The following is a 13,580-nucleotide window of genomic DNA, read 5'->3' on the forward strand; positions in this document are numbered from 1 at the left end:
AATGGATTAAATGTTCCAAACTATCAAACCTTACAAAATTAGGAGTTTTTTAGGCCGCGACTAAATATAATTTCACCAATTCTATCAAGATACTATCAACAATTGTTCAAGTTTTGGTTTAAATGGGTTCTTACTCATAACATTTTGATAACAATAACAATTGTTGTTTGGAAAATAGTCTTTTATGATGTATAATGTAGTCTTTAACTAATAAGAAACCATAGACATCCATGAGGCAACTTAAAATAATCAAACAGGTTACTAATAGAGAATCCAAATCGCTTGATAAATACCTTCAAGATATTAGTAAAATAGATTTGATAACCGCACAGGAAGAGGTAGAGTTGGCTCAACGCATACGAACAGGCGACCGCTTGGCCCTAGAAAAATTGACCAATGCCAATTTAAGGTTTGTGGTATCTGTTGCCAAACAGTACCAGAATCAAGGCTTAAAATTACCTGATCTTATTAATGAAGGTAATGTTGGATTGGTAAAAGCAGCCCAAAGATTTGATGAAACCCGTGGGTTCAAGTTTATTTCCTATGCTGTGTGGTGGATTAGACAATCCATTCTTCAAGCATTGGCGGAACAGTCTAGGGTTGTACGTCTTCCTCTGAACAAGATTGGTTCTATCAACAAAATAAAAAAGACATTCTCCTATTTAGAGCAGGCACATGAAAGACCACCTTCGCCTGAGGAAATTGCCAAGGAATTGGACATGACGGTTACTGAGGTTAAACAATCGCTCAAAAATACTGGAAGACATGTATCTATGGATGCGCCATTGCGTGAAGGAGAAACTTCGAGTTTGTACGATGTGTTGAATTCAAGTGAATCTCCCAAACCGGACAAGGATTTAATGCATCAATCCTTAAATACAGAAATTAACAGGGCTTTGGAAACATTGTCTCCGCGTGAAGCAGATGTAGTTCGTTTATATTATGGAATTGGTGATCAACAATCCATGACATTGGAAGAAATAGGAAGTACTTTTGATTTAACACGGGAACGTGTGAGGCAAATAAGGGAAAAGGCAATACGAAAATTGCGACATACTTCTAAGAGTAAGATTCTAAAATCTTACTTGGGCTAGGAAACCCTAATCTATAGAAAAGAGGATGTTAAATCCATCCTTTTTTTATGCAGTAAATATGTTAGCTGGGGTAGTTCAGCTGATTAATGTTGACATCGGTCAACATGTTATTCAAATCTTGGATAAAATTTAAATAGGCTGTATTTTCTTGGTTTTGATTTTTCATGGGATAAAAGATTTGGGTTTGTGACTATAAATAATCTAATTCGGCCAACTCGTTTAAGCTCAAAATTTCATTTAGTTCTTGAAGGAATACCAGGTACTCTTCTCCGTAGGTATCGTACAACATACTATTGGTTAATTTATTATTTGGGTTATTGTTATAACGTAAACCTAATAGAAAGATTATCTGAGAACAATAAATTGTGGTGAAATTCCCTATTTAGGTTGTGAAACTATTATAATTTGATTTTATAGAAAATAGTGCTTTTTGAAGGTTATTTTGAGGTGAATCGCTTACTCCTCATGGGCTAGAATTTCAATAGAAATACCAAAACCGATTTCTGGATCTAGTTGTTCATCTGGAGGACTAATATCAAACTCATCATATAAAAAACAAAGACTGATGGGCAGTTTTTCATCTTCTACCGGTAAAGCCTCTAATTTTTCCAAAAGTTTCTGTTTAATTTTTGCTGCCTTATTCCGTAAAATAGGATCTTCCTTACTATTTATTATCTTTTTAAGCATGGGGATTTCTTTTTGATCTCCCACTTCCAAGATTTCATCCAATAGAATAAGTTTACACTCCAAGTCTGAAGCGTGTTCAAACAATTGTTGAAAGATACTTTGGTAATAGTCAGGTAGGTTACTATCTTTCATTGCTATTTGGTTTTAGGATTAGATGTTCCGGAGGACCTCTACTTCAAAATCTACAAGCTCTTCAACCTTTGGGTATTCAACCAAAAATTGATCGTACAAAAAGTTTAGGTACTTACTGTCATTGTCCGATTTACAAACTGCAATTATTTGTTTTGTTATTTCTAACAGACTCACAGTTTTCATCATACGCAGACAAGGTTGTATCTTTTGGCAAGCAAACTCCACTCCACGAAAATTCTCTATGTTTAAATTAATTTTTAAGCTACCGATAAACTCAACAATGTTTTGTTTGTAGAGTCTTATAAGCTCTTCCAATAATTCCATTTCTCCAGCACATTCTTTCAATACTGGTGTCAAATCGACTTTATGGGTTGCCAAAAGTGATTCTAGGTTCTTTTCTATTTGTAAGGTCTTTAGGGGCATGTTACTTTTGATGGGGTTTGAATCTTTCATAGCCAGTCTTTGACCGGTTTCTTTTAATGTCTTTACAATTTTGTCTTGTTTTTTGGTCAAAGGTGTATCTTCAAGGGAATTGATTAAAGACAGTAGCAGTTCAGTATCAGTAAGCGTTTTATCCTCAAGGGATGGCTTCATTGCCCCTTGAATACCTATTTGCTCATAGATTACGTCAAGTTGTTTCATTTCTGAAACACCAAAAACCCTATCCTCCAAGCCGTTTTTAAAAGTATCAAAAGACCTTTTTAGTTTTCCCGCTTCTACCGTTCCCAATTCTTCATAAGAAAAGTTACTCAGTCCAATTTCCAATTTTTCCAAATACGTCAATAACTCTCGTGTTCCCAAATTCTCAGTAATTGATTATACATTTTCTTAAAAATGTAGATTTAGTTGTGGGAATACAACTTATTGTTCCGTACTGTCTACATTTTGTTGTCAAAATGCTTTATTTGTATGTATAAACAATATGTTATGAGATATTTCTACGCATTATATAGCATTGTGATCTTAATTTCCTGTGCCGAAAAGAACTCTAAAAAAACTGAAACTTTGGAAGAAAAAGCAAAACAGATACATGAAAAAGTAATTACTATTGATACCCATGATGATATCAATGTTTTAAACTTTACTGATTCCATTAATTACACTCAAAACTTGAATACCCAAGTGAATTTGCCCAAAATGATTCAGGGTGGCCTTGATGCAGTTTGGTTGATCGTATACACTGGCCAAGACTCACTGACTGCAGAAGGATATGCCAAAGCATCTGAGAATGCTATTTCCAAATTTGAAGCTATCCATAGGTTATGTGATACCTATGCCCCTGATAAAATAGAAGTGGCACTTACCTCTGATGATGTTAGGCGTATTAGTGCCTCTGGTAAAAAAGTGGCAATGATCGGTGTGGAAAATGCATATCCAATTGGTGAAGATTTATCAAAATTTGAAGAATATTATAACCGTGGGGCTCGCTATATTTCACTATCCCATAATGGACATAGTCAGTTTTGCGATTCCAATACTGGGGAAAAAGATAGTGTATGGCTACACAATGGTTTAAGTGATTTAGGGAAAAAAGCTGTAAAAGAGATGAATAGATTGGGAATAATGATAGATGTTTCGCATCCTTCAAAAGAATCCATGAAGCAGATGATAGCTCATTCCAAAGCACCAATAATCGCGTCTCATTCATCAGCAAGAGCATTATGTGACCATAGTAGGAATTTGGACGATGAGCAACTTTTATTGTTAAAAGAAAATGGAGGAGTTGTCCAAACCGTTGCATTCAGTTCCTATTTAAACACGGAAAAACATGAAACAAGAGCTACTTATATGAAGTCTGTTCATCAAAAGATTGCTGATTCCTTGGGAATAAATTGGTATGACCGTTCTCAATTTTCTTCCTTGACGGACGAACAAAAGGCTGAGTTTATGGAAAACTATCCGAAGGTTAAAAAAATGGGCAATGAGCTGGCAGCTACGCTAGAAGAAGCTCCGCCAGCTGTCAATGTATCGGATTTTGTTGATCATATTGATTATTTGGTCAAACTCATTGGAATAGAACATGTAGGGATTAGCTCAGACTTTGATGGCGGCGGCGGTATTGAAGGTTGGTCTGATGCTTCTGAAACCTTTAATGTTACCCTAGAACTGGTCAAAAGAGGGTATACCGAGGAAGAAATCACCAAACTTTGGGGCGGAAATTTACTTCGCGTATTGGATAAGGTGCAGGCTATAGCAGCCACCATGGATTAGGACTCTTCCTTTTCCCGTTTAGCCAATCTATCTTTCACATATTCCACTTTGACCTTACCGTGTGCCTTGGGATTTCCATTATCATCTAAATTTACCATGATGATATTATCAACGGTCACAATACTCTCATGAGTCATTTTGTTCCGTACCTCACAGTTCAATGATATTGAAGTATGCCCAAATTTGATTACTTCTATCCCAATTTCCACGATATCACCTTTTTTTGCCGTGCTCATAAAGTTGATTTCCGACATATACTTGGTAACAACCTTTTTGCTCTCCAATTGTATAATGCTATAAAGCGCTGCTTCCTCATCTATCCAAGCAAGTAATGTGCCTCCAAATAAAGTTTCATTGGCATTCAGGTCCTCTGGTTTTACCCATTTTCTAGTATGAAATCTCATTTTAAAAAAACGTATTTACAGTTAAATTCAAAGCAAAGTTAGCCTAAAACAATAGAGCTTTTCTTAATATTCTTTCGTTTTTTCTTTAATTATGAAATTGAAATATTTTGTGTCAGGAGAGTAAAAATTTTATAATTTTCAGCTTTTAATTTGATGAAATCCCTCAACTAATCATAAAATTTTAAAGCCCCATAATGTTACTCAAACAAGCCCTTTTGAGGACTTAAAGTTGTTTGGGGAATGGTTAAATCAGTTCCAAATTTTTGATTGAGTTTCTCTATAAAATAGGCCGACAACAAAGGAGACTCCAATTCCAAATTCTGATGAACAAAGAAATGTATATTTTTCAGTCCAGAAGCTTTCCAACTGGATAGCCTATCAATCCAATCGTCAAGCCTGTTATAATCAGATTCATGGTTTGCGCCTACATAACGTATAAATGCTTCATTGGTTGTCAATCGCATATGCATAATATCCCGTCTACCAGCAGTATCTACCAAGACATTGGTGATGTTATTTTCTTCCAGTAAATGATACAACTCTTGCGCAACTTTTGGGTCATTAAACCAATCTGTATGCCTAAATTCCATGGCCAATGGAAATTCTTTTGGCCAATATTCCACAAACTGTACTACTCTATCCCAATTTTTGGGATTAAAGTTATTGTGCATTTGCAAAAAAATAGTGCCCAACTTATCTTTTAAGAGTGAAGTAACTTCCAGATAGCGATCGGCCACTTCGTAAACCTTATCATTGAGCCTGCGTAAATGACTTACCTCATTGGTCATTTTTGGAAAGAACTTAAATCCTTCAGGAGTTTTATCATACCATTTTTGGTACTGTTCCGCAGGAAATATTCTATAAAAGGTAGCATTAAGCTCAATACTATTAAATTGGGATGAATAATAGACCAACTCATCTTTGGTGCCCCTGGGGTAAAAATTCTTTAAATCCTGTCGGTTCCATTTGGCGCATCCAATAAATATGTTGGGACTACCGGTTTTATTTTGTTTTGACAGGAGAACCTGAGTGTCTGGATGATCCTCAGAGATTGTGAAATCAATAAGCTCTGGTTGTTCTACCTTTCCAAACTTCATGGATTGAGTTTTAGTATAAAGACGAAGTTATGAATAAATCATGCCTGTTCATAACATCGTTAAAAACTATTGGTTCCTTAAAATTTGCACAGTTTCCGATTGTGTAATTTTATAAAAACTACAACATGGATTCAAGATCCGAGAATCTTTTGGGCATTCGTCCGGAGATTAGTAAAGCTCAATTACATGAAAACATGGGTACAGATGAACGTTTTCAAAACCAGACTTTACGTCCAGTAATCAAACTTCAAAATTTCCTATTGCTCGAAGCTTTTAAAAACTATACCCACAAGCATAAAGGTGCCTTTTATGAGCTGTCCTTAGAAAAAAGATTGGAGTATATTGAACGTGCAATCCAAAAGGATATTAAATTCAGAAACTCCTTAAAAGGCATGGTCATAGGTCAATTTACCCTTGAAGAATATCAAACCTATACCATGAACTCTTCTGCTTTGAACAAAAGAATGATGAACATGGTTATTGAGCGCTTGAAAGATCAAGTGCAGTTATTGGAAAATGAACTGCTAGTCTAAAATGGACTCTCCGTTAAGATTGGTCGTTAAAATATCGCTCATCAAGTCAAAATAGGGTCTAATGGCCTTAAAAGATTTGTCCACCTCTTCACTAAAGGAATTTGATAGCACTTCTTTGTCAGTAAAGTTTCTGACGAAGATGAACTGTTTTTTCTTGATCAAATCAATATTCTGATGCTCCTTATCAAAACCTTTTGGCGCCGTTTTTACACCGTCACCCTGCAATTCTCCCCAAATATCTTTAAACAATTTTTTATTGATAATACCACGGAATTCCGATGCATCCATTTCCAACTCCTTACGTATCCGGAACAGATCTTCTTTATTTGGTTCCCAAAATCCTGTTGCAACAAAAGTCTCCCCTGGTTTTATCCTAAGATAATATCCCCCACGTAGACGTGATCCCAATCTAGAGAATGAACCGGCAAAATGGGTTTTATAGGGCGTTTTGTCCTTTGAGAAACGTACATCCCTATAAATCCGGAATATCTTCATTTTTTCAATTTCGTCATGAGTATTTAAACGTTCTTGAATATTTTCATAAAAGGATTTAACATCGGATTCATGCTTTTTAAAGGTGGTTTTGTTTTCTAAAAACCATTCTTTGTTATTGTTTTTTGCCAGTTCCTTAAGGAAATTGAATGCGTCTTTTGTAATTGTTGAATTATTCACAGGACTGAAATGTTGTGTTATTTTTAAGCTAAAGTTAGCGATTTCCATTACTGAGTGGTAATCATTTAGCTATTTTTAAACTTTATTTTTTATTGGATGGATAAGCAAAAAGTTATTGAAGAACTGAATAGGCACAAAAAACAACCCTATTTAGACTATAGGCTAAAACAAGAAACAGAAAATTTCACCAATACACTTTTTTATACGTTGTTCGATGTGAATACTCCTGTTGCAGAGAACTTGGAAGTTCTAGAAGAAAAATTTAAACTCCTTGTTGATTTAGCTTGTTGGGATTTGGAAAAACCCTGTTCAAAAGTCTGGAACAATTATGTGGCCTGTTTGCCAAGCGTTTTGGAAAAGCTGAATTTGGATGCTGATGCCATTCTCAATTGCGATCCAGCTTCTTTGTCCATCCAGGAAATCTATATGGCGTATCCAGGGTTTTATGCGATTGCAATCTATAGATTGGCCCATGAACTTTATATTCAAGGCTTTCCGTTGGTACCTCGCTTGATGACGGAGTATGCCCATAGACAAACTGGTGTTGATATTAACCCGGGCGCACAAATAGGGAAATCATTTTTTATAGATCACGCTACGGGAGTAGTCATTGGCGAGACCGCCATAATTCATGATAATGTAAAACTTTATCAAGGTGTTACCTTAGGAGCGTTGTATGTTGCCAAGAACCTTCAGAAAACAAAGAGACATCCTACCATAATGTCCAATGTGACCATCTATGCCAACGCTACCATTTTGGGTGGAGAAACGGTAATAGGTGAAAATTCGATTATTGGTGGAAATGCTTGGCTCACCGCTTCGGTACCTGCAAACTCAACTGTTTTCCATACGCCCGAGATAAAAATAAAAACAGTTTCAAATGCCTAAGACCATTCTTAATCTAATTGGAAACACGCCTCTGGTGGAATCCAAAGTGCTGAACACCAATCCCAATGTGAAGCTCCTCTTCAAATTGGAAGGACATAACCCAGGTGGTAGTGTTAAGGATCGGCCGGCACTTAATATGATTAAAAGTGGTTTGGAGCGAGGTGAGATTACCAAAAAATCCAAACTAATTGAAGCTACAAGTGGTAACACAGGGATAGCACTTGCCATGATTGCCGGAATCTATGGATTGGACATGGAGTTGGTAATGCCTGAGAATTCTACAAAGGAACGTGTACAAACGATGCGGGCCTATGGTGCAAAAGTTACGTTGACATCTTCGGATGTTGGTATTGAGGGCGCCCGGGATTATGCAGAGTCAAAGGTTAGGGATGAAGGCTATCAAACCTTGAATCAGTTTGCAAATAACGATAATTGGATGGCGCATTACAAAACTACAGGACCTGAAATCTGGAAGGATACTGAGGGTGGTGTTACCCATTTCGTTTCCAGTATGGGCACAACCGGAACCATCATGGGGACCTCCACATTTCTGAAAGAGCAGAACCCGGCTATTCAAATTGTTGGAGTGCAACCAACGGACGACTCTAGAATTCCAGGAATTCGAAAATGGCCTGAAGAATACTTACCAAAAATCTTTGACCCAAGTAAAGTGGATACGGTTATGGAAGTAAGTCAGGAGGAAGCACGGCAAATGGCGAAGAGATTGGCCAAAGAAGAAGGAATCTTTTCTGGTATGAGCAGTGGAGGAGCTGCAACAGTAGCGTTACGCTTGGCCAGTTCTTTACAAGGTGGCACCATCGTTTCCATATTATGTGACAGAGGAGACCGGTACCTATCTTCAGATTTGTTTGACTGATTTAGTCTAACTCCAATTCTATTCCTTTGCGGTACACTTCAAAATCATTTAAATCATTATGGTTTCCATTTTCAATAGTGTACATTTTTTTATCTGAATTTGGAATAGCCTCAAAGAGTTTCAGGCCAGATTCATAGGCCACAACGTTATCAACAGTGCCATGAAAAATTCTGATTGGTGCATTTACAGTTTTAATGTATTTATAGGAACTCATTTCATATTTTAAAACATGTTTTATAGGAAAAAAAGGAAAACGATCTTGGGCCACATCCAATAAACTATAAAACGGAGTCTCTAGAATGAGTTTTGCTGGATTTGTGTTAGATGCCAAATGAGTGGCTATGCTTGCTCCCAATGAACGGCCATAAATTATGATATTTTCTTCTGTATAGGTTTTCAATGCGTGTGAATAAAACAAATGCGCGTCTGTGTAGAGAGCTTCTTCACTGAGCTTTCCGGTACTTTTTCCATAACCACGATAATCCATAACTAGCACGTCGTATCCCAATTCAACAAATGATGATGTAATCTGTCCCCATCTTGATAAATCTCCTGCATTTCCATGAAAATATAAAATCAAACCCTTTGGCCTTTCGGTTTTAAAGTGGATGGCATTGAGTTTGGCTCCATCCGAAGTATTCAGGAAAATCTCTTCAAAATCATGGGCAAAGGAGTATTCATAGTTGTTGGGCAACTGGGTAGGCAGGAAAATAAGTTTTTCTTGAAGCGAATAAAGCATAACAATCAATAGAAATAATAATAGTATTAGATAGAGTCCAAATCGCTTAAGCTTTTGCATTGGTGCGCTTTGATGAATGTTTTACATTGATACTGGACCCTTCTAAATTTACTTTTTGGGGACGAGTGGTGATAATTTCCGTCAGCATTTTGTGATACGACTCAAATGTGTTCAAGTTTTTATGCCCCCCTCCTATTACAGTATATAATTTTGTGAGTTCTGGTTTAATTTTAGACAATTTCACACTTGTTTTATAGGGTATCAATTTGTCATCGGTTCCGTGAATGATATGGATTGGACAATTTACATACTTTAACCATTTATGCGTTGGCATTGGAAATTTTATCAATAATGACAAGGGCATAAAAGGAATGTATTTTTTGGCTACTTTATTTAAGCTATAGTATGGAGCATCCAAAATCAACATTCTGGGATTGTTCATTGACGCCAGTTTAGCGGCAAATCCCGAACCCATGGAACGACCGTAAAGAACAATATATTTTTCAGAAACTTTTTCCTTAAGTCTATTGTAGACCACCTGCATATCCCGTTTCACTGCTTTTTGGGTTCTTCGGCCCGTGCTCTTTCCAAAACCACGGTAATCTACCATGATAACATCATAGCCATGCCTAGTGAAGTCCACAGCAAATTTTCCCCATCCTTTTATACTTTTGGAATTTCCTTTCAGGTAAAAAACGATTCCTTTTGGGTTTTCAGCTTTAAATCGGAGTCCATTTATGGTAGCCCCGTCCCTAGTTTCAATATTATATTCCTCAATTTCCTGATTATCATAATAAAATTGAAAGTCCTTCGAGAGCTTTTCTGGTTTAAAGAGAAAGTAATCCTGTAAGAAGTAAAGCAAAACACTTATTACAATATACGCTACAAGTACAATGAGTAAAATATAAAGCCAATTCTGCATTCTTAAGTGTTTGTTCCAAAATACAAAAAATCTTTTTAGGTCTCTTTATTGATTTATGAATCAATTGATTGACTTTAAAGAGCAACAAAAGGGCCTTTTTTTCAAATCACCAAAAATAATCAACGGCTCATCGATTTATTTAAACCAAATTATTTGTAATCTTTTTCTTTACATTAAAATTTGAATATCCCAAACCACTATGGAGTCACTATTTAAGATTTTTACTTGGAAAATAAGCAGTGTTGTTACTTCAATGCTACTATTGGTATTGATTTTATTAAATTTTTATGGGGTTTATGCTAACAAATTTTACTTTTTAAAACCAGCCAATTATATTTTCCCAGCATTAGCAATGGTACATTTCCTCTATTTATATGTACTTCGCTTCAAAATAACTGAAAATGAATTACCTGATCCAATAATGCGAAATTTGGAATATGTGCTCTATACCGTATTGATTGTTTATTTTTTTAAAATTTATGAAAGCGCCATGGTTTTAAATTCCCTCTCTGAATATCAGGGACATGTAATACCGGATATGTTTAAAACTATAGGAACAATTACATTAGTTTTGTATTGCGTACTATCTGTATTTACATTACTATTATTTTTGCAAAGGAAATATTATGTGGGTAAATATGATTTTGAAAACTATAATAACAATTTAAATATGTGGCAATAGTATTAACTATAATCCACGGATGTAACTTCCATAAAGATCTTTAAACTGATAACCCTGTGTGTACCGTTGTTTACTCAGTTTTTTGTGGGCCACCAGTCCCCAGAGCAACAATTCCTTCATGAAATAGGACTCTTCTTTGGAAACATCTGGTTGATGCTCCCGCATTAGCTCATTTAAAGGAACCACGGAATCTAACTTGGCCATATAGTCTTTATCAGAATCTTCATCGAGTAATTCAAACCCTTCTCCATCAAAAAACCAATGGATCAAGTCATCATAGACGGTTTCGGAGTCTTTACGTTCTAATTTGGAAATCTCCGGGAAATAATTTGGGAACAATGATTTTATGGAATCCTCCACCAATATTTCAACCACAGACCCTGCTCCTTCTTGCTCTCCTTCATAAACCAATTCAATCTTACCGGTTATGGATGGGATTATTCCCATAAAATCACTTAAACGGACGGTAGTATTCTTTTCACCTGATTTTATCACTCTTCGTTCTGCAGTACTCAGAAGGTTCTCGAATGCAGTGATGCTCATTCGTGCACTTACACCACTTTTTGCATCTACATATTCACTTTTACGCGCCTCAAAACTGATCTGTTCCAAAACATCCATTGCAATTTCAGGTACATGAATGTTATCCGATTGCCTACTTTCCAATTGGGCTTCTTGTTTGGTTATTTTTTTTGCAATTTCTATGTTCTCAGGATAATGTGTAAGTATTTGGGAGCCTATTCGATCCTTAAGCGGAGTTACAATACTACCTCTATTGGTGTAATCTTCAGGATTTGCTGTGAATACAAATTGTAGATCCAAAGCTAGTCTTAATTTGAAACCTCTGATTTGTATATCTCCTTCTTGCAGTATATTAAATAGTGCTACTTGAATTCTTGCTTGAAGGTCTGGTAGTTCATTAATAACAAAAATACAGCGGTTTGCTCTTGGTATCATTCCAAAATGGATGACCCTATCATCAGCATACGAAAGTTTTAGGTTTGCCGCTTTTATTGGATCTATGTCCCCTATTAAATCAGCAACGGTAACATCGGGTGTGGCCAACTTCTCATAAAATCGTTCATCGCGATGAATCCAATTAATGGGAGTGTCATCACTTTTTTCCTTAATAAGTTGTGTTGCGAATCTAGAAATAGGTTGAAAAGGATCATCATGTACCTCTGAACCTTCCACTACAGGAATCCATTCATCCAATAACTGAACCATTAATCTCGCCAGCCTAGTTTTGGCTTGCCCTCGAAGACCCAGTAGATTGATGTTATGTCTAGATAAAATAGCTCTTTCCAACTCTGGTATTACTGAGTTTTCATAACCCCAGACACCATGGAAAGTTTCTTCTCCGTTAGCGATTTTCTCCAATAGATTCCCTCGCAATTCATCTTTAATGCCTTTACTCTCGTACCCGGAAGCTTTTAATTGCCCAAGGGTTTTTATTTTATTGTAATCTAGCTTCATCGTGTATAAGTGCTATCCTTTAATTCTTTTTCTTCTGTTTTGTTCGTAATCTTCAAAAATCATCTCCCCAAGCCCTTTCAGCCCAGTATAAAATGCTTTCCCTTTATTGGCTTGGGTAAATTCCCGCACAAATTGCATGAGATACGGGTCTTGGGCAATCATAAAGGTAGTTATGGGAATGTGCAGCTTTCTGGCTTGTTGCGCCATGGCATAACATTTCTCCACAATATATTCATCCAGTCCAACACTGTTTTTGTAATAGTCACCATTGGGAAGCCTCAAGCAAGAAGGTTTTCCATCGGTAATCATAAAAATCTGCTTATTGGTATTCCGTTTCCTTCTTAACATATCCATTGCCAACTGAAGACCTGCAACAGTATTTGTATGGTAGGGCCCAACTTTTAAATAGGGTAAATCCTTTATCGGAATAGGCCAAGCATCATTGCCAAAGACCAAAATATCCAACGTGTCTTTTGGGTATCGAGTTGTAATCAATTCGGCAAGGGCCATGGCCACTTTCTTGGCTGGGGTAATACGGTCTTCCCCATATAAAATCATACTATGGCTGATATCAATCATCAATACAGTACTCATTTGAGCCTTGTACTGGGTATCTTCAACGACCAAATCTTCCTCACTTAGCGAAAAACTATCAAGTCCGTGGTTAATCTGGGCATTTTTGAGACTCTCAGTCATTGAAATATGTTCCAACGAATCTCCAAAACGATACTCCCTAAATTCTCCGGTATGCTCATCTCCCCTCCCCGATTTACCTGTTTTATGATTGCCAGAACCGCTTCTTTTTAACTTTCCAAAGATTTGCTCTAACGCTTTTTGACGTAAAGCACGTTCCAGTTTAGCAGTTATTGACAAACTTCCGCTTCCATCACCTTCTTCCCCATCTCCTTGCTCGCCATCTGTGTCAAATTCTTCACGGATAAAACCTTTGGCCTTTAAATCTTCTATAAAATCTTCAATTGTGTAATCATCATCGGTAAGTTCATATTCCTTATCCAATTCCCGCAACCAATCCAAGGCCTCCTCCACATCGCCTGAGGTATGAGTAATAAGTTCCTGGAAAATCTCAAAAAGTTTTTCGAACGGAGTCTGATTAGGAGCTTCGTACGTAGTAAATCGAAATCCCTTTCTTGTATTCATAGCCATTA

The 13,580-nt window shown here is 36.6% G+C and carries 15 protein-coding genes; 6 read left to right on the top strand and 9 right to left on the bottom strand.

The annotated features are described in order from the left end of the window. Positions 1 to 230: 230 nt before the first annotated feature. Positions 231 to 1,094, top strand: coding sequence for a sigma-70 family RNA polymerase sigma factor (locus AAY42_RS03945; protein ID WP_055392692.1), 864 nt, complete (start codon positions 231 to 233; stop codon positions 1,092 to 1,094). A 456-nt stretch (positions 1,095 to 1,550) separates the two neighbouring features. Here the strand turns inward: AAY42_RS03945 and AAY42_RS03950 are convergent, their stop codons facing one another. Continuing rightward, on the bottom strand, positions 1,551 to 1,913 hold the full coding sequence (locus AAY42_RS03950) for a hypothetical protein (RefSeq protein WP_055392693.1): 363 nt from the start codon (positions 1,911 to 1,913) through the stop codon (positions 1,551 to 1,553). Positions 1,914 to 1,931: 18 nt separating this feature from the next. Next, positions 1,932 to 2,714 carry a hypothetical protein gene (locus tag AAY42_RS03955; protein WP_055392694.1) on the bottom strand — a complete coding sequence of 261 codons (783 nt, stop codon included), beginning with the start codon at positions 2,712 to 2,714 and terminating at the stop codon, positions 1,932 to 1,934. 126 nt (positions 2,715 to 2,840) lie between these two features. On the opposite strand from AAY42_RS03955, the gene AAY42_RS03960 reads away from it, so the two are divergent. After that, positions 2,841 to 4,124, top strand: a complete 1,284-nt coding sequence (locus AAY42_RS03960; protein ID WP_055397717.1) for a dipeptidase — start codon at positions 2,841 to 2,843, stop codon at positions 4,122 to 4,124. Here AAY42_RS03960 and AAY42_RS03965 read toward each other — a convergent pair. After that, a complete protein-coding gene (locus tag AAY42_RS03965) occupies positions 4,121 to 4,528 on the bottom strand; it encodes an acyl-CoA thioesterase (protein ID WP_055392695.1) in 408 nt (135 codons plus the stop codon). The two genes, AAY42_RS03960 and AAY42_RS03965, sit on opposite strands and share 4 nt — an antisense overlap. A 197-nt stretch (positions 4,529 to 4,725) precedes the next feature. Next, entirely contained in the window at positions 4,726 to 5,625 is a 900-nt protein-coding gene (locus AAY42_RS03970; RefSeq protein WP_055392696.1) for a DUF72 domain-containing protein, read from the bottom strand. Between the two features lie 125 nt (positions 5,626 to 5,750). Here AAY42_RS03970 and AAY42_RS03975 point away from each other — a divergent pair, with 125 nt between their 5' ends. After that, a complete protein-coding gene (locus AAY42_RS03975) occupies positions 5,751 to 6,158 on the top strand; it encodes a hypothetical protein (RefSeq protein ID WP_055392697.1) in 408 nt (135 codons plus the stop codon). Here AAY42_RS03975 and AAY42_RS03980 read toward each other — a convergent pair. Further along, on the bottom strand, positions 6,150 to 6,830 hold the full coding sequence (locus AAY42_RS03980; protein WP_055397718.1) for a DUF2461 domain-containing protein: 681 nt from the start codon (positions 6,828 to 6,830) through the stop codon (positions 6,150 to 6,152). The genes AAY42_RS03975 and AAY42_RS03980 overlap by 9 nt on opposite strands. 96 nt (positions 6,831 to 6,926) lie before the next feature. Here AAY42_RS03980 and epsC point away from each other — a divergent pair, with 96 nt between their 5' ends. Then, positions 6,927 to 7,718: a serine O-acetyltransferase EpsC gene (epsC, locus tag AAY42_RS03985; RefSeq protein ID WP_055392698.1), complete on the top strand. Its 792-nt coding sequence runs from the start codon at positions 6,927 to 6,929 to the stop codon at positions 7,716 to 7,718. Next, complete coding sequence (cysM, locus tag AAY42_RS03990) at positions 7,711 to 8,595, top strand: cysteine synthase CysM (protein ID WP_055392699.1); 885 nt, start codon at positions 7,711 to 7,713, stop codon at positions 8,593 to 8,595. The genes epsC and cysM overlap by 8 nt, the downstream gene beginning before the upstream one ends. 1 nt (position 8,596) lies before the next feature. Here cysM and AAY42_RS03995 read toward each other — a convergent pair whose 3' ends face one another. Beyond that, a complete protein-coding gene (locus tag AAY42_RS03995; RefSeq protein ID WP_055392700.1) occupies positions 8,597 to 9,394 on the bottom strand; it encodes an alpha/beta hydrolase in 798 nt (265 codons plus the stop codon). Further along, positions 9,381 to 10,256, bottom strand: coding sequence for an alpha/beta hydrolase (locus AAY42_RS04000; RefSeq protein WP_055392701.1), 876 nt, complete (start codon positions 10,254 to 10,256; stop codon positions 9,381 to 9,383). Before AAY42_RS04000 ends, AAY42_RS03995 begins: the two co-directional genes overlap by 14 nt. A gap of 199 nt (positions 10,257 to 10,455) precedes the next feature. On the opposite strand from AAY42_RS04000, the gene AAY42_RS04005 reads away from it, so the two are divergent. Continuing rightward, entirely contained in the window at positions 10,456 to 10,938 is a 483-nt protein-coding gene (locus AAY42_RS04005) for a hypothetical protein (RefSeq protein ID WP_055392702.1), read from the top strand. Between the two features lie 6 nt (positions 10,939 to 10,944). On the opposite strand, the gene AAY42_RS04010 is transcribed toward AAY42_RS04005, so the two are convergent. Together AAY42_RS04010 and AAY42_RS04015 are read right to left on the bottom strand one after the other, a co-directional pair. After that, positions 10,945 to 12,414 (bottom strand): hypothetical protein, encoded by a 1,470-nt coding sequence (locus AAY42_RS04010; RefSeq protein ID WP_055392703.1) that lies wholly within the window; start codon positions 12,412 to 12,414, stop codon positions 10,945 to 10,947. A gap of 12 nt (positions 12,415 to 12,426) precedes the next feature. Further along, positions 12,427 to 13,578 carry a vWA domain-containing protein gene (locus AAY42_RS04015; RefSeq protein WP_055392704.1) on the bottom strand — a complete coding sequence of 384 codons (1,152 nt, stop codon included), beginning with the start codon at positions 13,576 to 13,578 and terminating at the stop codon, positions 12,427 to 12,429. Positions 13,579 to 13,580: the final 2 nt, after the last annotated feature.

This window comes from Flagellimonas eckloniae (assembly GCF_001413955.1).
GTDB lineage: Bacteria > Bacteroidota > Bacteroidia > Flavobacteriales > Flavobacteriaceae > Flagellimonas > Flagellimonas eckloniae.